Source organism: Pseudomonas sp. OV226 (assembly GCF_003148705.1).
Lineage (GTDB): Bacteria > Pseudomonadota > Gammaproteobacteria > Pseudomonadales > Pseudomonadaceae > Aquipseudomonas.
On sequence record NZ_QGGS01000004.1, the window covers coordinates 524,126 to 544,549 of the forward strand.

The following is a 20,424-nucleotide window of genomic DNA, read 5'->3' on the forward strand; positions in this document are numbered from 1 at the left end:
ATCCGTTACGCCCCAAATCGCAGGCGTTGCAGCAAAGACGAAGTGGCGCCCAGGGCGTCACGCAATTGGGCTGCGGTGATGGTGCGCTTGGCCGCATCGAAAGCCAGCGCCGTTCGCAGGGCTGGCCAGCAGTGTTTGGGCAGGTTGCGCGGCGGGTGCAGCTCGCGTTCGAGCTCGCCGTCGCGGGCCTCGGTCGAGGGCAAGCGGCGGAACGGGTGTTTGCCGCCGGCCAGCTCGTAGAGCACGCAGGCGACGCCGTACACATCGGCGCTCGAGCTCAGCGGCTGGCCTTCGAGCAGTTCCGGGGCGGCGTAGCCGGGGGTCCAGGCGTTGAAGCGCTCACGACTCAGGTGTGGCAGGCCGGGCAGGATGCCTTCCACGGCTTGGCCGAGGCCGAAGTCAAACAAGCGCACGCCTTCTTCGCTGAGCATCACGTTGCTCGGTTTCATGTCGCCGTGCAGCACGCCGCGCGAGTGGGCGTAGGCCAGCGCGTCGAGCAGCGGCAGCGCGATGTCGCGCAGTTCTTTCCACGGCAGGCCCAGGGGCCGCTCGCAGAGTAATTTGTCCAGGGTCAGCCCACGCATGAGTTCCATGGTGATGAAGGCGCGCTGGCAGTCGGTGTCCACGTCAAAGCTGTGTAAACGCAGCACGTTGTCGTGGCGCAGGCGCCGGGTCAGGGCGAACTCGCTGTAGAGCAAGGCGCTGGCGTCCGGCGATTCGGCAAATTCTTCGCTGAGGATTTTCAGCGCGATGTAAGGGTCGGGATCGCCGAACTGTTCGCTCAGTAAATCCCGTGCGCGGTAAACCGCGCCCATACCGCCGGCACCGAGCAGGCGCTCGATGCGGTAACGACCTGCGAGTACGTCCGGCATTTCGCCGAGGCTGGGCTTGGTCGGCGCCAGCGCGGGCTCAGCTTTATTCGGCTTGGCGAACGCGAAATAAGTCAGGTTGCTGACTTCTTCGTCGCTCACCAGCAGGTCGTCGAGCGGCGGCATGAGTTGGGTCATTGGCGGATCACCACGGCAGTCAGGTTGTCCCGCGCCGAGCCACGCAGAGCGCCATCGAACAGACGCTCCAGCGCAACGTGCGGCGCGGTCAGGCTCAGGGCGTTGCCCAAGGCATCGCTGCTCAGCCCGTTGTACAAACCATCGCTGCACAACAGAAACGCATCGCCGGGATAAACCTCGAGTTCGAGCACGTCCAGGGTCAACTGCTCGGCCGCCCCGACCGCACGGGTCAGGGCATGGGCGGCAGGGTGAGCCTTGGCGTCTTCGATGCTCATGTTTTGCTCGTCGATGAGTTGCTGTTGCAGCGAGTGGTCCTTGGACAGTTGATACAAACGCTGGCCGCGCCACAGGTAGCAACGGCTGTCGCCGGCCCAGATGCAGGCCGCGCGATTGCCGCCCACCAGCAGCGCCACCACGGTGCTGCCCATGATGCTGTCGTGGCGCCCGGCGGTGACGGTCAACTCCTGACCCAAGCGGCGGTTCAACCAGTGCAGGCACTGGCGGATGCCTTTGAGGCGTTCGTCGAAATCATCCTGCACCGGCAATTCCGCCAGGCTGGCGACGATCAACTGGCTGGCGATGTCGCCACCCTGATGACCGCCCATGCCGTCCGCGACCACCCACAGCCCCTGCTGTGGACAGTCGAGGAAAGCATCTTCGTTGCGCGCCCGAACCTTGCCGGCGTCGGTACGCGCAGCGCTGCGCCAGGGGATGGCCACCAGCATCAGAGCTGCACCGGCATACGGAAAGTACGCAGCACGCCCATGTCGAACGGGTTCGGCGTGCGTTGGCTGGTCAGCAAGTAGTTGGCGCGCAGGCCACCCACGTCGGCTTTCAATACCAGCACGTCGCGACCACTCAGGTACTCGGTCTGCATCAGGTCGAACAGACGGAACAGCGACCATGGGCCGGTGTTCTTTTCGATACCGATCGGGCGGCCAGCCATTTTGTCGAGGACCAGGCTGGTGCGACCGTCTTCAGCGTCGGTCGGCCATTTGAACGACACCGGCACGATCGGGCCGTGGCGGTATTCGATGGTCTTGTCGCCAAACTTGAACTCGGAGCGGCTGACGGCCGGGTCGAGGGTGTACGGCTCCAGTTTGAACTGCACTTGCGGCTCGGCCGGGTTGATCGAGAAGAAGCTCTGGCGGATCACTTGTGCCGCGGCCATCTGGTCGAGGTAGACCTTGGAGATCGGCAGGCTGTGACCGTCGATGACGCGCAGACGGAAGTTGCCCGGATCACCGCTCACGAACGGGCGCATGTACGTCTCGAAGAAGCGATCGTTGATGCCCTGGGCCTTGAAGAACTCGCGGAAGTCGCTGATCGCCACGTCGCTGGTGCTGTGGGCGCTGAACGGATATCGCTTGTTGATCGCCTTGCCATAGAAGCTGTACAGCTCGCTCTGATAGCGCTGGTTCAGGTACTGGTAGGAATCGTTGAGCACCAGGCGCCAGGTGTCTTCGGCCAGCACGTTGAACCACACGCTGACCGGACGCGGCAAGCGGTTGGAGGCATTGCGCAACGCACTCAACGCATCGCGCTGGCCGCTCATGCGGGTCTTGGCCATTTCGAATGCGGCTTGCTCCGGCGCGCTGGCACGGGCCAGGCTTGCCAGTTGCAGTTGCAGGTCGTTGAGCGCCGCCAATGCAGGGGTCAAATCAGCGGCCGGGCCGTTGTTGTCATCCAGCAGACGGTGCAGCGGTTCGAAGCGACGTTGCAGGGATTTCTTCGCGGTGTCCGGCAGGTTCTTCGCCATGTCCGCGGCTTTGTCCGCCGCAGCCGAGGCCAGTTTGCCGAGCTTGCCGCCCTTCTCCGCGAGTTTTTCGGCCGCCGCAGCAGCGTCATCGGCGCTCTCGGCGATCACTGGAAAACGGGTGTTCTCGCGCACTTCCACCAGCAGTTGCAGCACCGGCGAGTTGGCCGAGGTCAGGCCCGCCAGTTGCTCGGCGCCTTCACTGAAGTCGCTGATTGCGGGCAGTGCCACCTGGCCCACCGCTTCACTCCAGAAATTGGCGTAGTCGCGGAAGTACAGTTGCTCCAGTTCGACCATCAGGCGACGCAAGTCCATGCCGCTGATGCCCGAACCTTCGCCCAGCACCCAGTTGTCACGCAGGATGTCGGTGACCAGCGCAGAACCCTGGACCGAGAAATACTGCTGATAACCCTGCTGGGTGTAGAAGCCCGGGATCACGTAATCGGTGCCGACAAACAGCGAACCTTGCGGGCCGAGGTGTTGGCTGAGACGGTACTCCGGCAGGTTGCGGGCCTGCTCGCGCAGCATCCGGTAAACCACGTTGGCCAGCGATTCGCTGCGCAGGACCTGACGTGCCTGAGCCACCAGTTGATCGTTCAACGGGTAGATAAACGGCTGCTGCAGCAAACGTTCGAAGTGCGTGTTAAGACCGTTCTGCACGGCGGTGTTGCCGGCATAACGCTGGGACCATTCGGTAGCGACCCAATCCTTGAGCCACGGACCGTCGCGACGGTCTTTCATGTTCAGCATCAGGTACGCGCGCAGGCTGTTGAGCAGACGCTCGCGGTCGCGCATGTTGGCGCGGATCTGCCCTTCCAGCAGGGTCGCGACTTTCGGCAGCAGTTGCGCTTCGAGCTCACGCTCGTAGGCGCTCTTGACCACTGGGTTGACGTCTTCGCCTTGGTACAGACCGCCGCGCTCGTGGTAACCCACGTCACCTTTTTTCGGGAAGACCTGAGTCGCCGCGTAGGCCGTGTCGAGCGGCTTGAGCACCGCCATGGAATCATCGCGCGCGGTCAGGGCCGCGCGTTGTTGTGTCCAATTAGTGGCGAGGTTGCGCAGGTTTTCCAGGCGCTCGTAGTTGGCCGAGAAACCACCCGCCCACAGCATGCCGAACAACGCCAAGGCCGCCAGCGCGCCCACATACAGCGCTCGTTGGCCCCAATGGATGCGGCTGCGTTCGCGCTTGTCCAGCCCGGCCAGGTCGGCCTCGGGGAAAATCACCCGGCTGAGCAAATGGTGAATGAAGCGCGAGCGGCCGCTGCGCAAGGTCGGCAGCATACCGGCGTTCATGCCCAGGCTCGCGCCGATGCCGGCGGTGGTCTGGTCCATTTCTTGAGTCAAGTGCGGTGCGCTGGTCAGGTAGAAACCACGCAACTGGCTGACACGCTGGTAGCGGTTGCCGGTGAACGCCATGTCGACGAACAGGCACAGGCGCTCGCCGATTTGCCCCAGTTGATGCGGGAAATCGAGGATGCGGCCACGGCGCTGGGTGTCACGCTCCTGGTGCATGCGCATGATCACTTGGCTGTTGAGGCGACGCAGCAGCTCTTCGAACTCGGTGCGCAGCACGGTCACATCGGTGCCGCTCTGCTCTTTGCGGAAGCTCGTGCCGAGCACCTGATCGCTTTCTTCGCGGGTCAGTTGATCGAAGAACTCGTCGAAACCGAGCAGCTTGTCGGCCTTGCTCAGTACCAGGTAAACCGGCACGTCGACGTGGAGTTTTTGATGCACGTCCTGCAAGCGCGCACGCACCTGGCGGGCCAGGGTCTCGAGGTCTTTCTCGTCCGGGCACAGCAGGGTTTCCACCGGAATGGTCACCAGCACACCGTTCAACGGACGGTTGCGGCGACGCTTGCGCAGCAGGTCGAGCAAGGTACTCCAGGCGCTGCCGTCGACTTCGCCGTCCGCCTGGGTCAGGTAGCGGCCAGCGGTGTCGATCAGCACACCGTGGTCGGCAAAGTACCAGTCGCAATGACGGGTGCCTTGGGTGTCGCGGGTGAGTTTGCGGTCGATCTTGTTGATCGGAAACTCAAGGCCCGAGAAGTCCAGCAGGCTGGTCTTGCCGCTGCCCTGTGGGCCGATCAGCAAGTACCACGGCAAATCACTGCGCCAGCGTTCGCTGCGGCCGCGATACAGGCTCGACGTCTTGAGGGTTTTCAGGGCGTCCTTGAAACGCACCTTCAACTCCTTCTCTTCTTCGTCGATCAGCTCTTCGCGGCGGATGCGATCCTGGCCGTCTTCGGTGTCTTCGACGGCTTTTTTACGCACACCGGCGCGCCAGCTGACGAAGACCATGGTCAGGCCCCAGATCAGGAACAGCACGCTGATGGTCAGCAAGCGCGAGGTCGAACCTTCCCAGAACTTGTAGTCATCCACCGCCAGCAGCGGTCCGACGAACCACACCAGCAGCGCGACAAACAGCACCACCAGCAAGGTCCAGACCCAGGTCTTGCGCAAGAATGCGCCGACTTTCTTGAAAAACTTTTTCATGACACGTCCCTGTTTACGGCTGCGACTGCGGCTGGACCGCGGCCGGATCTAGCGGCTGGAAAGGTTGCAGAACGGTGTCGCGCTGCTCGCCGAGTACCCAGGCGAAACCGGAATACATCACCACCAGGCAGACGAAGGTGAACAGCACCACCATCCACGCCGGCACGATGCGCACCAGGCTGCGGCGCTGGTCGTTCAGGCCTTCCCAGTGCGGCGACAGCTCACGCGGCACGTCGCCACGCAGTTGACGGATCTGCCGGTACAAGGCGTCGCGGATGCCTTCGAGTTCGAGCATGCCGCGTGCTTGCACGCGGTACTTGCCTTCGAAACCGAGGGACAGGCACAGGTACATCAGTTCCAGCATCGGCAGGTGCTTGACCGGGTTTTTCGACAGGCGATCCAGCAGCTGGAAGAACTTCTCGCCGCCGAAGGTTTCGTTGTGGAAGCTGCTGAGCAGGCTCATCTGCGACCACTCGCTTTCGTTGCCCCACGGCGTGGTCACGACGGCTTCGTCGACCACGGTGCACAGCACGTAACGCGCAGCCATTACCTGACTGCTTTCGGCGCCGTTGTGCAGTGCGCGCACTTCAAACAGCTTGAGCCCGGCGGTCAGCCGCTCGTTGAGCGCGTACAGGTCTTCGCGGGTGTCGCTGTGCTTGAGCCGCACCACTTCCGACAACAGCTCGGAAGCGGCGGCCACCAGCGAATTGAGGCTGATGTTGAACGCTTCGGCCGGGCGCAGGCGCGCGGCGTAGATCATGCGTTCTTCCAGTTGTTCGAAGCGCGGTGGCGCGGCGAAGTCGGTCAGCGGACTTTGCGCCGGGCCGTGGCCCTGGCGGTCGAGCAAGACGGTTTTATCGTCCTGATGGTGTTCCATGTCCTTGATCATGTCTGTCAGTTCCTGATGGCCCAGAATTTCAGCTCAAGCTCGGCAAATTCGCCAGACACATGGAACGCGAAGCCGCCGGAGCGCTCCAGTTGTGCCAGGTCTTCGGAACTGAGTTCGAGGATGAAATAGGTTTTGTTGGAGTGGAACGCGATCTGCCGCGGGGCCACCGGCAACGGTTTGACCTTGATACCCGGCAGGGCCAGGTTGACCAGTTGGCGGATGCGCTCCACCGGGCCGACCTTGAGGTGCGCCGGCAAGCGGTGGCGCAGTTCTTCGGAGTCGCAGTTGGCACTGGCCGCCAGCACGAACGAGGCCGAGCCCAGCAACTTGTGGTCGTGCAACGGCGAAACGATGATCCCGTACTGACGCTCTTGCAGGATCAGTTCGATGGCGTGCTGTTCCAGCACCATCGACAGCACCTGACGGATCGCTTCCATCAGTTTGCGAAAGCTCGCGCCCTGATCGCTGTGCTGGTAACGGCTGTCCAGGCGCGGGCGTTTGCTCTCGCTGGAAAACGTCGCCAAATCGCCGAGCATGGTCAGCAGCGTGCGGTACAACTCTTCCGGATGCACCTGCTCAAGTCCCAGGTAGTGACGCAGCAGCAGTTCGGTGCGGTTGATCAGTTGCAGCATCATGAAGTCGCCGACTTCCGCGCCGCCGACCTTGCCGTTGGAGCGAATCCGGTCAGCGATGGTGTCGCCGCGGTGACCGAGCATGCTGATCACTTCCTTCAGGCACGACAGCAGGTAGCCGGACGAATGTGCCTGAATGTAGGTCGGCACGAAATCCGGATCGAGGCTGATCACGCCGTCGGGCGTGGTGTCGAGCACGTCGCAGATTTTCAGCTTCACGTAGGCCTGATCGCTCTGCTGCTCGCCGAGCAACAGTTTGAAATCCGGGCGACCGCAGCGCACCTGGCTGGCGGAATCGTCGCCGGCGTTGGAATCGGCGACTTCGGCTTCGTACGCGGTGTAGCGCGCCAGCACGTCGGATTGCTCCGGGCGGCGCGACTCGATGTGGTTACCGGTGACCAGCGGCAGCGCCAGGTAGATCGGCGTGTTGCCGGTGTTGGGCGGCACGTCCAGCGCCAGCGGTTCGGTGTTGCCGCCGAGTTCAAACAGGCTGCCATCCGGCAGAATCCCCGAGGCCTGGCTGATCACCAGTTTGCCCATGTTGAGGAACTGCAAATCGATGTCCAGGTTGAGGAAGCCCCAGGTGTAACCGCCCAGCAATTGGGTGCGGGTTTTCATCTGGTGGTCGTAGTAGCGATCGTTGTGCTGGAAGTGCTGCGGACGCAGCAGCATGCCTTCCTGCCAAATGACTTTATGGGTATTCATGATCAGTCATCTACCTTGGCGAGCGCTTCGTGGCTGTTGCGGATACCGGCCGAGTCCAGCGTCAGGTCAGCGTCGGTGACTTCCACCGGGGTGATCTGCACGGTGTAGCGCCATTTGGTTTCCGGCAGGTCGCGGTACGCGGCGAGTACGCCGACGTAGCGGCTGCCCTCCTCCACGCTGAGTTTCAGCTCGACGGTTTCGCCCGGACGCAGCTCGAGTTCTTCGCTGGCCACCAGGTCTGGGGCCAGGGATTCCTTGGCGCGTTCATACAAGCTGAAGAAGTCGGCGTTTTCGAAGGTCACCGGGTGCTTGAGCTCGAACAGACGCACAACAATCGGCGACGGACGACCGTTGAGGTCCGGGTTCAACTGATCGCTGGCGGTCAGTTTCAGGTTGAGCTTGGTCACTTTCGAATACGGCGACAGCGACGAGCAACCGGCCAGTAGCACCAGGGCCACGACCGTTGTCAGCGTCTTGAAAAAAGCGGTCGAGCAGCGAGACATGCGCATCATCCTTGGTGGTCGGTGTGTAGGGTGGAAATCAGACGGATCTGTTCTTCGTAGGCCTGGGCAAAGTCGCGGGCCAGCAGGCGTTCGCTCCAGTCATCGTCCTGACGCAGGGCCTGGTGATAACGGCCGTAGGCTCTCCAGCGACTGCCGGACGTGGCCAGCAGCGGCTTGTTGTCGCGCTCGAAACGCAGGGTCAATTGCTGCGGCGAGAAGTGCTCCAGCGTGCCGCGAACGGCGGCGCGGCTGGCGGTCAGCAAGGCCACTTGATGGGCCTGCAAATCGCGGAACGCGCGGGAGATGGCTTGCTCGGCCGGCAATTGGCCCGGCTTGTTCGGCTGCAACAAAATGCCCAGTGCTTCCCCGGCATCGACGGCGAATTTCAGCGGGTTCTTTTGAGAGCCTTGCACGGTGGTCTGGGCCAGACGCAGTTCGTTTTTCAGTTCGCTGCGGGTGCGCAGGCTCTGCTGCAAACCGCCGACGCTTTGCTTGAGCAGACGTGCCGCGTTCAGCGCCAAGGCTTCGCGGGCGTCGTGGTCGAGGCCTTTGAGGTCCACGCCCAGCGCAGCACCGAAATGCTCCCAGAAGCCTTCGCTCTGACGTTCGACCGGTTTCGGCGCAGGGGCCGGCGCGGGTTCGGCCGGGGCATTGATCAGCTCCGGGACCATCAGGCTTTCCATGTCGATGCGCGCGTAGTCGGCGCGCTGACGGGTGTCCTCGATCGTGGTGCTTGGGGAAATCAGTTCCTCGATTTCGGAGTACACACGCTCCTGCTGTTCGAGGGCGTTCAGCGGGTCCAGATCAAGGAAGGCATCGTCCGGAATAATGCTGCCTGCCGCACGCGGACGCCCGACTTCGCCGTCGAACGTCGCCGGGTCACGCACCAGCCGCGCACGAATCTCGAAGTCACCCAACACGTAGGTACTGCCGTGTTCGATGCGCACCGCTTCGCCTTTGCGCAGGCGTGCACCGCTTTCGCCGTCCTGGACACCGTTGCTGCTGGTGTCGGTGAGGAAAAACGTACCTTCGCGGTAGCTGATGTTCACGTGGTGATTGGACAGGTGCCGCTTGCGGTCCGGGATGATCCAGTCGCAATCCTCGCCACGTCCAATCACGCCACCGGCCTGTTTGAAGGTCTTCTGGCATAAATCGGTGGGCACGAACTGCTTGGTGTTCAGCATTTCGAAAACCAGTTCCATGGTGATACTCCTTGCGGTCACTTGCCGCGATTGACCGCCTGCGGATCACCCAATGGGCGATAGGTGTTGTCGTTGTATTTGTAATTGCCGCTACAGCCGCCGAGGCCGCATAGAACGACGAGGGTCAGCAGGACGGCTTGCCAGTGACGAACAGGCATCAGAGGGTCTCCAGGGGTAGACAAAGCACAAAGCGCCGACCCGTTTGGGCGGCGCTGTTAAAAGCAAATGAGGTGGAATCGAAGGTCTTTTGCCTACCCATCGAAGTCACCCAAATTGATATTCAGGCGCCCGAGGCGGTAAAGCAGCGTGCGGCGTGGCAGGCCGAGTTCGCGGGCGGCGAGGGTCTGGTTGCCGTCGTTTTTGCGCAGGCAATCGAGCAACAAACTGCGTTCGACCTGCTCCAGGCGTTCGCGCAGGTTCAGGCTGTTGTCCTCCGGCATGGCTTCCATGCGCAGGGAGAAATGCTCGGCCAGCAACTCGCCGCCCTCGCACAGCAACACCGCACGTTCGACAAGGCCTTTGAGTTCGCGCACGTTGCCGGGGAAGGCATAACCGGACAGGTGATCCAGCGCGGCATCGGACCAGCGCACCGCGTCGCGCTGCAAGAACGAGCAGGCCTTTTCAGCAAAGTGCCGGGCCAGGTCGAGGATGTCGCCTTCACGCTGGCGCAGGGCCGGCAACTCGATCGGGAATTGCGCGAGGCGGTAGTACAAGTCCTCGCGGAATTTGCCTTCGCTCACCAGCACCGACAAATCCCGGTGCGTCGCGGCAATGATGCGCACGTCGATCTTGTGGGTGTCGTTGGAACCGAGCGGGCGGATCTCGCCTTCCTGCAACACGCGCAGCAACTTGGCTTGCAGCGACAACGGCATGTCGCCGATTTCATCGAGCAACAAAGTGCCGCCGTTGGCTGCGTCGAACAGCCCGGCGCGGTCGCGGTCAGCGCCGGTGAAGGCGCCTTTGCGGTAGCCGAACAGCTCGCTTTCCAACAGGTTCTCGGGGAACGCCGCGCAGTTCTGCACGATGAACGCCTGGGAACGGCGCGGGCCGCAATCGTGAATCGCCCGCGCGACCACTTCCTTGCCGGTGCCGGTCTCGCCGCGCAACAGCACGGTGTAAGGGCTGTGCAGGACTTTGCTGATCAGCGAATAGGTCTGGCGCATGGCCGAACTCTTGCCGATCAAGCCGTAACCGCTGGCGCTCGGCACACTGACTGGCGCTGGTTTTGAGTCACCCGCTGGACGAAGCAAGCGTTGCAGCAAATGCAACTGACCGAGCACGAAAGAGCCCAACTGCCCGAGCGAATCGGCGAACCCTTGCAGGTCGATGTGCTGGCGACTGGCGCACAGCAGCAAGCCTTCAACCGCTTTCTGTTGATTGACCAGTGGCACGCACAACAGCGACTGCCAAGGCGTGGCCTGCGGCGGCAGGAAACTGGTTTCGTGCAGGCTGCCACTCAACTCGCCGAGGCTCACCACGCGGTTCTGGCACAAGGCAAATTGCAGCAGTTGTTCACCGTTGTAATCCGCCGGCAGGCTCGCCGCTTCCCGGGGTTGCAGAATGCCGTTCAGGCACTCGGCGTTCATCCCCAGGCAGGTGTGGGTCGCGTCCAGCAAGTACAGCTGCGTCAGTTCGCAACCGCTGAGCTCGGCCACCCCACGCACGAAGTCACCCAGCAGCGCAGCACCGTCCGCCGCCCGCGACAGGCTGGCGAACTGCGCCAGCAAGGCTTCGGCATAGACCAGCGGTTGCGGCACTTGAGTGAACATCACACCCACCTCAGGCGAACTCGCAGATCACGCTGGCGTCACCGTCGAGCGTGGCATGCACACGCTTGAGGCTTTCACCGGTGGCCATCGCATCGAGCAAGCGGTCGGCCACCAGCGGCAGCACGTGCAGGTCGAGCAAATGGTCGATCAGGCGTGCGCCACTGTCGCTTTGCGTGCAGCGCTCGGCCAGGTGATCGACGAGGTTCTGGCAGTACGTGAAATCCAGCTGACGACGGTTCAGGCGTTCGCCCAGACGGCCGAGTTTGATTTCGATCAACTCGCGCAGCACCGGGCCGCCCACCGGGTAGTAAGGCACCACACGCATGCGCGCCAGCAGCGCCGGCTTGAAGTGTTTGCTGAGGACCGGGCGAATGGTTTCTTCAAGCACTTCGGCGGTCGGCCGCGCGCCGTTTTCGCAGAGCTCGCTGATGCGGTCGCTGCCCAGGTTCGAGGTCATCAGGATCAGCGTGTTGCGGAAATCGATCTCGCGCCCTTCGCCGTCGTTGGCCACGCCTTTGTCGAAGATTTGATAGAACAGATTGAGCACGTCCGGGTCAGCCTTTTCGACTTCATCGAGCAAGACGACGGAGTACGGCTTCTGACGCACGGCTTCGGTGAGCATGCCGCCCTCGCCGTAACCGACGTAGCCCGGTGGCGCACCGATCAGGCGCGAGACGGTGTGCTTCTCCTGGAACTCGGACATGTTGATGGTGGTGATGAAACGATCACCGCCGTACAGCAAATCGGCGAGGGCCAATGCGGTTTCGGTCTTGCCGACACCGCTCGGGCCGACCAGCAGGAACACGCCGACCGGCGCGTCCGGTTTGTTCAGGCCCGCTGCCGTGGCGCGCATCGAGCGGTCCAGTGCGTGAACGGCTTGCTCCTGACCCCGGATGCGCGTGCGCAGGTCGGTGGCGAAACTGGCGACCTTGGCGTTGTGCTCACGGGCCAGTTGCGCCAAGGGCACACCGGTCCAGGCACTGATCACTTCGGCGACCAGACGCGGGCAGACTTCGAAGCTCACCAGTCGTTCTTTGACTTGCAGTTCGGTCAGGGCTTTGTGCGTGTCGTTGAGTGCGGATTCCAGAGACGCGACGCTTTGCGCCTCGTCCACCGGCAGGGTTTCGATCACGGTGCCTTCGGCGTCTTCTTCAACCGTCACGGTCGGCTCGACGGCGGCGGCTTCACGGGCCTTGGCCAGTTGCTGACGCAGATCCAGCAGGCGCTCGGCCAATTCTTTCTGTTCAGTCCACAGGGTTTCCAGCGCGATCATTTCGCTCTCGGCTTCGTCGAGGCGATCTTCCAACGCGTCCAGCGCTTCGTGATCGATCAGCAAACCGGCTTCGGCATCACGGCGCAGGGCCTGACGCTGACGGCCGCCTTCGGCCAGTTCGCCACGCAGGCGTTCAAGGCTTTCCGGGGCGGCGGCGAGGCTGATGCGAACGCGGGCGCAGGCGGTGTCGAGTACGTCGACGGCTTTGTCCGGCAGTTGACGACCCGCCAGGTAACGGGCGGACAGTTCGGCAGCGGAGACCACCGCGTCATCGCGCAGGTAGATGCCGTGGCTCTTCTCGTACACCTGAGCCAGGCCACGCAGGATGGTCACCGCTTCGCTGACGGTCGGTTCGTGCAGTTGCACCGGTTGGAAACGACGGGCCAGCGCCGGGTCTTTCTCGAAGTATTTTTTGTACTCGGCCCACGTGGTGGCGGCGATGGTGCGCAGTTCGCCACGAGCCAGCGCCGGTTTCAGCAGGTTGGCCGCGTCGGAACCGCCGGCATTACCGCCCGCGCCGATCAGCGTGTGGGCTTCGTCGATGAACAGGATGATCGGTTTCGGCGAGGCTTTGACTTCGTCGATCACGCCTTTGAGGCGACGCTCGAATTCACCTTTGACGCTGGCGCCCGCCTGCAACAGGCCCATGTCCAGCGACAGCAACTCAACGCCTTTGAGCACTTGCGGTACTTCACCGGCGGCGATGCGCGAGGCCAGGCCTTCGACGATGGCGGTTTTACCCACACCAGCCTCACCGACCACAATCGGGTTGTTCTTGCGCCGGCGGGCGAGGATGTCGACCATCTGGCGGATCGCGCCATCGCGGCACAGCACCGGGTCGAGTTTGCCGTCGCGGGCCTGTTGAGTCAGGTTGTGGGTGAAGCGCTCCAGCAACGACTCACCCGGCACGGCGGGTTTTCCGGTGGCCGGTTGTTCTTTCTGCGACAGGGCGAATTCTTTCAGACGCTCAATGTTCAGCTTGGCCAGCAACGGCTGGTAGCGGCTGCCGGCGTAGCGCATCGGGTTGCGCAGCAGCGCGAGAATCAGGGCAGCTTGTTCGACCTGGGTCTGGCCCAGTTCGAGGTTGGCCACCAGCAACGCATCTTGCAGCCACTGCACCAGTTCCGGGGCGAACACCGGATTGCGCGAGGCGCTGTGCTCGACCCGCGACTGCAACGCGGCGTTCAGCTCACCGGCGTCCACTTCGGCATCTTGCAGCGCGCGTGCGAGCAAGCCTTGCGGGCGCTCCAGCAGGCCCAGCAGCAAGTCTTCGACGAGGATTTTGCTGCCGCCACGAGCGACGCAACGCTCGGCCGAACTTTCCAGATCACGACGGGTTTCGGCGTCCAGCGCCTGGATAAGTTGTTGCAGGTCTACGTTGATCATTGGTCATCTGTCCTTAATGAATTTTGCTGCCCAGGGTCACCACGCCGTCCGCTTTTTCGCGGCCCAGCCAACTGGTCCATCCCAGGCGACAGGCGTTCTGCTCACCGATGCGCAGTTCGGGGATTTCTTCCTGGCGCAACACCAGGCGAATGTCGTAGTCGAGCGGGTCACGCAGGGTGAACCGCACCAGCGCGCACAACGGCTGGTAGCCGAAACCGATCGGCAGGAATTCATGGAATCGCTGCCAGTCGAGTTGGGTGATGTGGATACGGAATTTGCCGCTGCGGTCGCGCACGTGCTCGCCCAGCACCAGGTCTTCGCCCAGCAGGCTGTTGGCTCGGCCCAAACGATTGCGCTGCTCGTCGAGAATTTCCACGCGACGCTCGATGCACTGCTCGATGACCAGGTCTTCGTGCTTGAAGTAGTAACGCAACACCGCTTCGATCAGCGCCGCCGAGTGTGCCCGCAAGCTGAGCAAGCCGAGGTACGGCAGCAGGCGTTTCCAGTTCAGTTCCTGGGCCTTGCGGATCTCTTCGCCACCCAGGCCGATCAAGGCAAACAGCTGCGAGGAAAACGGGTCGAGCGCGCCGCTCTGGAAGCTCGCGCGGTAACGATACTTGCGCCAGATCGGCAGCATCAGCCGTTGCAGGCGATGGTGAAACAGGTCGAGGAAGTTGCGCGTCGGGTTGCCGTCTTCGCTGTCGCCCAAGGCCTGTTCGCCATAGAACGCCGGCAGCGGCGAACCGGAACCGACCAGGCCGATCAGGTTGAACCGCAGGCGCGCGCGCATCTGCCCGTGCTCTTCGAAAAACTCCACGCGATCGACGTCACTGCCAGGGAAACCCAGGCTCGGATTGGCCTGGAATTCCAGCTGGTCGTACAGATCGTCTTCGCTCAGGTACGGGTGCGCCGCGCGCAGCCGGTCGATCACCAGCAGCACGGCCTGAAACAGCGAGTACTCGCGTATTACCCGGGTCAGCCCGCTTAAAGCAGGGGCTGCAGGCCCATACGTGGTGTCCATTGGTACACCTCTCCCTGTGTGCTTTTTACCCGCAGCTCGTGGAACGAATTGAGACTGGCGTAAAGCGCGAAAAACTCGTTAAGAACAGAAGCGAACACGAACAGGTCGCCTTCGCCGATATAGCCTTCCGGGTCGATGGTCAGCTCGGTGCGCAACCCGCGCACCGGCAAGCCGCGATGCAAACGGTCGACGTGGTGATGCTTGATCGACTTGAGCCCGCCGAGCAGGCGTTTGCTGACCTTCTCCGCGTGTTGGTCGTAGTAGCGCGGCAGGTCGTAGGTTTCGAGAATCACCTTCAACGCATTGACGTCGGCCAGCGACAGATAGTTAAGCGACATGTTGCTGATCAGCTTCCACAGGAAGTCACGGTTCAGCGGCGGCGCGAAACTGGAAGTGGCCGGGGTGATGTTGCGGAAACTCAGGAACTCCGGCGTCTCTTCGCAGGCCACGCAAATGTCGCCGAGCTTGAGCTTGCGCGGCAGGTTCTGGTTGGTGCACGTCAGCTCGATCGACAGGGTTTCATGGGCTTCGGTGTGGCGGATGCCGAAGCTCAGGTAAGTGTCGAGACCGTCGTGCAGCAAGGACGAACGCTGACGAATGCTGTAATGCGGACGGCTGGTGGGCACGTCGAAACTCGGGTCGTGCTCGAAGGATTCGAACGGCACGTATTCCTGATAACCGAGGCCGCCGGGCTTCCAGCCAGTGACGGTTTCCACGGAAAACACACCGCAGTTTTCCAGGTCGTATTCGGCGGGTAGCAACAGGTATTCGTCCTGCTTACCGTCGAGGCGGATCGGCAACGCATCGTGCTTGAACAGATTGACGATGGGCGTGCAATACAGCTTCACGTTGTCCAGGGTCGGACGCATGCGCATGATGCCGCTCTTGCGAATATCGAAGCGCAACTCCAGGCCGCGCATCTGCTTCAGCGTGTCTTCCGGCAGCGCCTTGAGCAGGTCCAGACCGTTGACGTCGACGAACAGGAACTTGTCCTGAAAAGCGAAATACTCTTGCAGGTAGCGATAGCCACGGAAGGTGTTCAGCGGATACGGAATCAATGCCTCTTCTTCGGCAAAGCCCACCGGCTGCACACGGTCGCCGGGCAGCTTGAACGCCATCGGTTTACCGCTGACACCGTTGATGGGTTTGCCTGCGCCATCCAGCGGGATCAGTTCGATGCCTTCGAGGTTGCGCAACAGGCTGAGGTACAGCATCTGGCTGATGTAACGCTCGCCAGCGAAGTGCAAACGCAGGCGACTTAGCTCTAATTCACCGAGGTGACCGTCAGCGCTCATCTCCAAACGCAGGCTCAACAGCGAACCGTCGCCTTTCACCGAATAGGTCAGCGCGGCCAGATCCAGCGCCTGGACTTCGGTCGGGTAGCACGTGCGGAAACGGCAGCGCACGTCTTCGATGGGCACGCTTTCAATCGGCGTATCGCGCTCGACTTTCAACGCAGGCCCGGAGCGCTTGAGCGGGTCGAACTGCAAAATGCTGAACGCCGGCAGCGGGCGCATGTAGTTGGGCCACAGCAGCTGCATCAGCGAATGGCTGAGCTCTGGCAATTCGTCGTCGAGCTTCTGACGCAGGCGACCGGTCAGGAACGCAAAACCTTCCAGCAACCGCTCCACGTCCGGATCCCGCCCAGCCTGGCCGAGGAAAGGTGCCAACGCGGGACTACGCTCGGCGAAACGGCGGCCTAACTGGCGCAGTGCGGTGAGTTCGCTTTGGTAGTAGTGGTTAAAGGACACGGGGTACCTGCCTGGTATTGAATCTCATGAATAAAACGTCCTGTAGAGCGCTACCGTCAGACCCGCACAGACGTAGCCGGCGATCAGGAGGTACGGCACGATCAGGATCCAGCCGTAGGCCATGTAAGAGTCACTGAGCTGCCCGGCGACCAGACTGAACAAGCCATAAAGCATCCATGGCACGGCGTAGAACGGAATGAACTTCAACGGCGCCAACCAGACCATCCGCAGCGCTTGTTGCTCGCTACGGTTCTTGGCGGATCGAGAAGTCCACAGCGAAAACATCAACAGACCGGGGATGCCCCACCACAACAGGTACACCCAATGGGTCTCGGATGAGTCGAACGTGGAGTACTCGCCAATCCACAGGCCATAGGAAAAAATCGCCAGCACCGCCAGCAATGGCCACCACAAGGCAACCATGAAGAAACTCAGTTGCGCTCGGCTAAGCATGGTCGGCCCCCGACGCGAGCTTCGAGGCTTTTGCGCCAACTACTTTGCGCTTGTACCAGCCATCCAGCCCGGTGCTGAGAAGGATCGCCGTCAAGGTGAATATTCCTTGGCCGATGCCATAGAGCAGCGCCCGTAGCGGATGATGCGGCAGCATCCACAGGAGAATTAGTCCTACCCAGATCGCCCACAGGATCAACTTCACACGTAGCACAGGAATCAGCGCCAGCACCGCGTTGAAGACAAGGAAAAACTCGTAGAGGAATTTGCTGGTAAGACGAATGTTCACGCCACGGGAGGTCAAGCCGCCGTAGGTCGAGATGTACCAGTCGGCCGCGAAGTTATTCAGAAACGTGTAACCCACACAGAAAACACCGTGGATCAACAGGCAGCAGACGATGCGGGCCAGCATGTTCATGCGGGACGCACCGAGGAGTAACAGCTGCCCACGATTTCGATGGCCACCAATGAAATCAGGACCATGAACGTCAGCGAGCGATGCAGCCATGACTGACGCAGTCGCTTGCTGATCGCCGTGACAATCAGCAGAAAACTCAAGATCGCGATGCCGCCGAACAGATTGCTGTCGGCGATGAACATCAGATACATGCGCATCTCGTCCGATACGTCGATCATGGGCAAAAGGCTCCATCCTCGAGGGTCCAGCTGCGCTGATAACCATCACGTTCACGTTTGACGGATTGCAGGGCGCAGAAATGGAGATGAGGCCCGACCTCTTTTTGCTGTTCTTTTTGCTCGTCCATGATTACCGGTCTCTCGCTTTTTCAGGCGTCATCGCCGTGCTGGTGTGTAGATAAAGTTGTTCGCCGTCAAACCCTGTAATACCGGCAGCGCTCAGAGGAAAACCGTCTTTCGTGCTGTATCGAACCCAGCCTTGCGACCACATATCGCCATTCTCGTGACGAACCTGTACGTAGTAATTTGGTGCTTCGGCCTTGGAGACTTCGATAAATACCCCACCATCTTCGCCACCCACCCAAAGCGCATTGGGATGAGCAATCAAAGTCGGGGCGACGGACCGTTCCATACGCAACAGCACAGCAAACAAAACCAAAATCGCCAGCAGCCCAATGGAGCTCAGGAAAGCGATAAGCAAAGTAATGGACAGGCGCTTTTTATCCGTGCACTGGCACAACTCCCCCTCCCTAGTGAGCCTGGACATCAGATCTCCAGAACCTTGTGTGGGGTGTTGCTGATAAATATGCTCAATACACTTCCCCTCCAATCCGACAGTTTGCTTATTCTTTTCCGTCATCTAACGGCGCGCACGCTGTAATACTCCACCCTTCGTACCCGGTTGAAGTTGGATAAATCGCATGACCATTAACCCATTGCGAGCGCTCATCTGTCGTGAATTCATTCTGCCAAAGCAGCCACTCAGACGACTTCAGCAACTCACCTTCAACGCTATACACTCGAAAAAACGCTTCACTAGTGAAAAGCTTTACAAATTTCCCAGCGACGCCAAAATTAGAATACTTCGGTATATACGAATTAATATAACAAGTTTTAGCTTCATTCCAAGTCATGGAATAAACTTCCGCCGTAACGGCAGCCCCATGCTTAATGTATAGCCAAACGGAAACAGGCGCGCCTACTACAAGCAATATCAGCACCAACAAATACGACATTTTTTTCATAATCACTTAGACCCAGAGCGAGATAGGTACTCTTCAAAATCGATAGGACCAAGATGAATTATAAAAGACACGTCATACAACTTGACCGTCGTATAAATCATCATATCTCCACCCTTCCCGTTCACTTGCCGATATTTATTAAAGTGCCCATTCGTCACTTTGTGATATTCGACTCCGGCTTTTTCAATCAACGCAGGCTCGGCAAAATAGTCAATCGGACCGGGCCGGGTTACCCCTTCAGGCGCCCAATAGCCCAATAATTGATCGTCCCCGGCATTGAGAAAGTCGTAAGTATCCCGAACGTAAAGGCCAACCTGCTCTATTTCTATTGCCGGAAAGCCATGATCGTTTTGAATAGTGCGAAATTTAGTTGCCGCGACTTTTACGACGAAAGTCCCTAAAGCGCCGTATACATCATCCAACGCATCCGTAGCCTTTTCCCAATCTTTAGCCCCGAACCTAATCAAATTAAATTGGGATATATCCTCCAACTCAATAGCTGTTTTATCACTGTAATCCAGGTATGCGCTTTTTAGCTTCTTTGACTTTGCATCCAGCAAGCCAAGTCGCTGGAGTCGCGTCATCAATACGATCAGCCCTTTAGAAAGCTCGTCGAGCGAACCTTTTACTCTACCGGCACTTCCGTTAAATTCTGATGTTGATGATAGCTCAGCAATATACTCATCAACTTTTGGCTTTACACGCTTCGACCCAGTAAACAACCACTCAAACGATATATCAGTTATAAGCTTATCCGCACTCAAGGTACTCGCTGCTATGTCACCTTGCTTAACAGATTTTGGCAACTCATAGGGCTCACCAGCGAACCACTTCCGCATGACACGAGCGGCCACCGTCCAACCCAATTTATCCATAACTTTAGGAATTGAAGAAAGCTGAAAAACCTTAGCTTGAACGCTTTGACCTTCTTTATTCTGAGCTGGAGTCAGAGGAGCTTTGATCGGCGCGGGCATGGAATAAACCTCAGCAAATGGCAATAGAGTTTTGAGGTTCTAAAAGCAACGTAACCCCTTCAGCAATTGAGGAGCCAATTACCGAAGTTTTTCCTTCACTATCCGTGACGCCTGTTATTTCTTTTCCTGAGTCCGTGCGGATTGTGTATCCGCGATCCGCTATCGGCGCGCCTGTCTCGGGATCAGTCACAACGAAGTGTTCGGTAAACGGCCACTGAATTTCCACCGGCAACGGAGGAACAAACGGCACCGCCGAATGCGAATTCCCGATAATCACTGTCCCGGACCCGGCCGTAACCTTGTTGCCATGAGTCCCGACGGAATCCACCGTCGCAGCCGGTTTGCCGTTAATCAAAACCGTCGTCGCCAACCCGCCCGACATCGCACCACCACACGCCGAGGCATCGCCTTGGCGGGCGGCCGCGAGGCCGTCGAAGAACACGTCGCCGGAACCGGCGGCGATCGGGTTGGTGCCGTGGCCGGGGAGCGGGCAAGCGGTGGGGTCGGATACACGTGCTGCGGGTTTGCCGGACATACGAATCTCCTTAGTTGACCTTCACTTGACCGCTGCCATCCAGGCGCGCGGCGAAACTGACCTGACGCTTGAAACCATCAACTTCCAGCAGCCCTTCGATGCTGAAGGACAGGCGAAGCTGATCGTGGTCACGCGGCAGGGAAATGACACGCACATTGCTCAGGCGTGGCTCGTAGGCTTCGATGAAATTTTCGATGGCCAGACGGGCCTGACTCAGGGAGTCGTGCAGGCTCAGACGCATGTCATTGAGATCGGGTAGCCCGTAATCGGACAGCGTTTGCACGCTGCCCGCACGGGTGCTGAGCATCTTGGCCAGATGGGCAGCCACGGACGCCATGGCGGAAACCTCGCGGCTCCAGCCGACGCGTTTGTCCGCGTCGCCACCCAGGCGTTCGAAAAGGCTGCCGTATCCAGTCA

Annotated in this window: 20 protein-coding genes; all 20 read right to left on the reverse strand. The window is 60.4% G+C overall.

The window, feature by feature from the left end; genetic code table 11:
* Positions 1–5: 5 nt before the first annotated feature.
* Positions 6–1,007, reverse strand: coding sequence for a serine/threonine-protein kinase (locus tag C7534_RS10985; protein WP_177412228.1), 1,002 nt, complete (start codon positions 1,005–1,007; stop codon positions 6–8).
* Positions 1,004–1,732, reverse strand: coding sequence for a PP2C family protein-serine/threonine phosphatase (locus C7534_RS10990; protein WP_109785753.1), 729 nt, complete (start codon positions 1,730–1,732; stop codon positions 1,004–1,006). Before C7534_RS10990 ends, C7534_RS10985 begins: the two co-directional genes overlap by 4 nt.
* Positions 1,732–5,256 (reverse strand): type VI secretion system membrane subunit TssM, encoded by a 3,525-nt coding sequence (gene tssM / locus C7534_RS10995; protein ID WP_109785754.1) that lies wholly within the window; start codon positions 5,254–5,256, stop codon positions 1,732–1,734. Before tssM ends, C7534_RS10990 begins: the two co-directional genes overlap by 1 nt.
* A 13-nt stretch (positions 5,257–5,269) precedes the next feature.
* Positions 5,270–6,145 (reverse strand): type IVB secretion system protein IcmH/DotU, encoded by an 876-nt coding sequence (icmH, locus tag C7534_RS11000; RefSeq protein WP_109785755.1) that lies wholly within the window; start codon positions 6,143–6,145, stop codon positions 5,270–5,272.
* Between the two features lie 5 nt (positions 6,146–6,150).
* A complete protein-coding gene (gene tssK / locus C7534_RS11005) occupies positions 6,151–7,482 on the reverse strand; it encodes a type VI secretion system baseplate subunit TssK (protein WP_046030714.1) in 1,332 nt (443 codons plus the stop codon).
* 2 nt (positions 7,483–7,484) lie between these two features.
* Positions 7,485–7,985 (reverse strand): type VI secretion system lipoprotein TssJ, encoded by a 501-nt coding sequence (gene tssJ / locus C7534_RS11010; protein ID WP_109785756.1) that lies wholly within the window; start codon positions 7,983–7,985, stop codon positions 7,485–7,487.
* A gap of 5 nt (positions 7,986–7,990) precedes the next feature.
* Positions 7,991–9,187 carry a type VI secretion system-associated FHA domain protein TagH gene (gene tagH / locus C7534_RS11015; RefSeq protein ID WP_109785757.1) on the reverse strand — a complete coding sequence of 399 codons (1,197 nt, stop codon included), beginning with the start codon at positions 9,185–9,187 and terminating at the stop codon, positions 7,991–7,993.
* 17 nt (positions 9,188–9,204) lie between these two features.
* Positions 9,205–9,345, reverse strand: a complete 141-nt coding sequence (locus tag C7534_RS11020; RefSeq protein WP_007894589.1) for a hypothetical protein — start codon at positions 9,343–9,345, stop codon at positions 9,205–9,207.
* A 93-nt stretch (positions 9,346–9,438) separates the two neighbouring features.
* Positions 9,439–10,956, reverse strand: a complete 1,518-nt coding sequence (locus tag C7534_RS11025; protein WP_109785758.1) for a sigma-54 interaction domain-containing protein — start codon at positions 10,954–10,956, stop codon at positions 9,439–9,441.
* Positions 10,957–10,966: 10 nt separating this feature from the next.
* Positions 10,967–13,615: a type VI secretion system ATPase TssH gene (gene tssH / locus C7534_RS11030; protein WP_109785759.1), complete on the reverse strand. Its 2,649-nt coding sequence runs from the start codon at positions 13,613–13,615 to the stop codon at positions 10,967–10,969.
* A gap of 13 nt (positions 13,616–13,628) precedes the next feature.
* Positions 13,629–14,636 (reverse strand): type VI secretion system baseplate subunit TssG, encoded by a 1,008-nt coding sequence (tssG, locus tag C7534_RS11035; protein ID WP_046030724.1) that lies wholly within the window; start codon positions 14,634–14,636, stop codon positions 13,629–13,631.
* Complete coding sequence (gene tssF / locus C7534_RS11040) at positions 14,600–16,387, reverse strand: type VI secretion system baseplate subunit TssF (protein ID WP_109785760.1); 1,788 nt, start codon at positions 16,385–16,387, stop codon at positions 14,600–14,602. The genes tssG and tssF overlap by 37 nt, the downstream gene beginning before the upstream one ends.
* Positions 16,388–16,411: 24 nt before the next feature.
* Positions 16,412–16,840, reverse strand: coding sequence for a hypothetical protein (locus C7534_RS11045; protein WP_109785761.1), 429 nt, complete (start codon positions 16,838–16,840; stop codon positions 16,412–16,414).
* Complete coding sequence (locus C7534_RS11050) at positions 16,833–17,255, reverse strand: hypothetical protein (protein WP_146206167.1); 423 nt, start codon at positions 17,253–17,255, stop codon at positions 16,833–16,835. The genes C7534_RS11045 and C7534_RS11050 overlap by 8 nt, the downstream gene beginning before the upstream one ends.
* Positions 17,252–17,473: a hypothetical protein gene (locus tag C7534_RS11055; RefSeq protein WP_046030729.1), complete on the reverse strand. Its 222-nt coding sequence runs from the start codon at positions 17,471–17,473 to the stop codon at positions 17,252–17,254. The genes C7534_RS11050 and C7534_RS11055 overlap by 4 nt, the downstream gene beginning before the upstream one ends.
* A gap of 130 nt (positions 17,474–17,603) precedes the next feature.
* Complete coding sequence (locus tag C7534_RS11060) at positions 17,604–18,020, reverse strand: hypothetical protein (RefSeq protein ID WP_223523068.1); 417 nt, start codon at positions 18,018–18,020, stop codon at positions 17,604–17,606.
* Positions 18,021–18,096: 76 nt separating this feature from the next.
* Positions 18,097–18,489, reverse strand: coding sequence for a hypothetical protein (locus tag C7534_RS11065; RefSeq protein ID WP_256594761.1), 393 nt, complete (start codon positions 18,487–18,489; stop codon positions 18,097–18,099).
* Between the two features lie 11 nt (positions 18,490–18,500).
* Positions 18,501–19,472 carry a DUF6402 family protein gene (locus C7534_RS11070; protein ID WP_109785764.1) on the reverse strand — a complete coding sequence of 324 codons (972 nt, stop codon included), beginning with the start codon at positions 19,470–19,472 and terminating at the stop codon, positions 18,501–18,503.
* A 10-nt stretch (positions 19,473–19,482) separates the two neighbouring features.
* Positions 19,483–20,007 (reverse strand): PAAR domain-containing protein, encoded by a 525-nt coding sequence (locus C7534_RS11075; RefSeq protein ID WP_046030733.1) that lies wholly within the window; start codon positions 20,005–20,007, stop codon positions 19,483–19,485.
* Between the two features lie 10 nt (positions 20,008–20,017).
* A partial coding sequence (gene tssE / locus C7534_RS11080) for a type VI secretion system baseplate subunit TssE (RefSeq protein ID WP_256594762.1) occupies positions 20,018–20,424 on the reverse strand: 407 nt, incomplete at its 5' end.

What these genes read in the sequence shown, in the direction of transcription:
- C7534_RS10985 (WP_177412228.1), bottom strand. Translation starts at nt 1,007, where the DNA reads ATGACCCAACTCATGCCGCCGCTCGACGACCTGCTGGTGAGCGACGAA.
- C7534_RS10990 (WP_109785753.1), bottom strand. Translation starts at nt 1,732, where the DNA reads ATGCTGGTGGCCATCCCCTGGCGCAGCGCTGCGCGTACCGACGCCGGC.
- tssM (WP_109785754.1), bottom strand. Translation starts at nt 5,256, where the DNA reads ATGAAAAAGTTTTTCAAGAAAGTCGGCGCATTCTTGCGCAAGACCTGG.
- icmH (WP_109785755.1), bottom strand. Translation starts at nt 6,145, where the DNA reads ATGATCAAGGACATGGAACACCATCAGGACGATAAAACCGTCTTGCTC.
- tssK (WP_046030714.1), bottom strand. Translation starts at nt 7,482, where the DNA reads ATGAATACCCATAAAGTCATTTGGCAGGAAGGCATGCTGCTGCGTCCG.
- tssJ (WP_109785756.1), bottom strand. Translation starts at nt 7,985, where the DNA reads ATGTCTCGCTGCTCGACCGCTTTTTTCAAGACGCTGACAACGGTCGTG.
- tagH (WP_109785757.1), bottom strand. Translation starts at nt 9,187, where the DNA reads ATGGAACTGGTTTTCGAAATGCTGAACACCAAGCAGTTCGTGCCCACC.
- C7534_RS11020 (WP_007894589.1), bottom strand. Translation starts at nt 9,345, where the DNA reads ATGCCTGTTCGTCACTGGCAAGCCGTCCTGCTGACCCTCGTCGTTCTA.
- C7534_RS11025 (WP_109785758.1), bottom strand. Translation starts at nt 10,956, where the DNA reads ATGTTCACTCAAGTGCCGCAACCGCTGGTCTATGCCGAAGCCTTGCTG.
- tssH (WP_109785759.1), bottom strand. Translation starts at nt 13,615, where the DNA reads ATGATCAACGTAGACCTGCAACAACTTATCCAGGCGCTGGACGCCGAA.
- tssG (WP_046030724.1), bottom strand. Translation starts at nt 14,636, where the DNA reads ATGGACACCACGTATGGGCCTGCAGCCCCTGCTTTAAGCGGGCTGACC.
- C7534_RS11045 (WP_109785761.1), bottom strand. Translation starts at nt 16,840, where the DNA reads ATGCTTAGCCGAGCGCAACTGAGTTTCTTCATGGTTGCCTTGTGGTGG.
- C7534_RS11050 (WP_146206167.1), bottom strand. Translation starts at nt 17,255, where the DNA reads ATGAACATGCTGGCCCGCATCGTCTGCTGCCTGTTGATCCACGGTGTT.
- C7534_RS11055 (WP_046030729.1), bottom strand. Translation starts at nt 17,473, where the DNA reads ATGATCGACGTATCGGACGAGATGCGCATGTATCTGATGTTCATCGCC.
- C7534_RS11060 (WP_223523068.1), bottom strand. Translation starts at nt 18,020, where the DNA reads ATGTCCAGGCTCACTAGGGAGGGGGAGTTGTGCCAGTGCACGGATAAA.
- C7534_RS11065 (WP_256594761.1), bottom strand. Translation starts at nt 18,489, where the DNA reads ATGTCGTATTTGTTGGTGCTGATATTGCTTGTAGTAGGCGCGCCTGTT.
- C7534_RS11070 (WP_109785764.1), bottom strand. Translation starts at nt 19,472, where the DNA reads ATGCCCGCGCCGATCAAAGCTCCTCTGACTCCAGCTCAGAATAAAGAA.
- C7534_RS11075 (WP_046030733.1), bottom strand. Translation starts at nt 20,007, where the DNA reads ATGTCCGGCAAACCCGCAGCACGTGTATCCGACCCCACCGCTTGCCCG.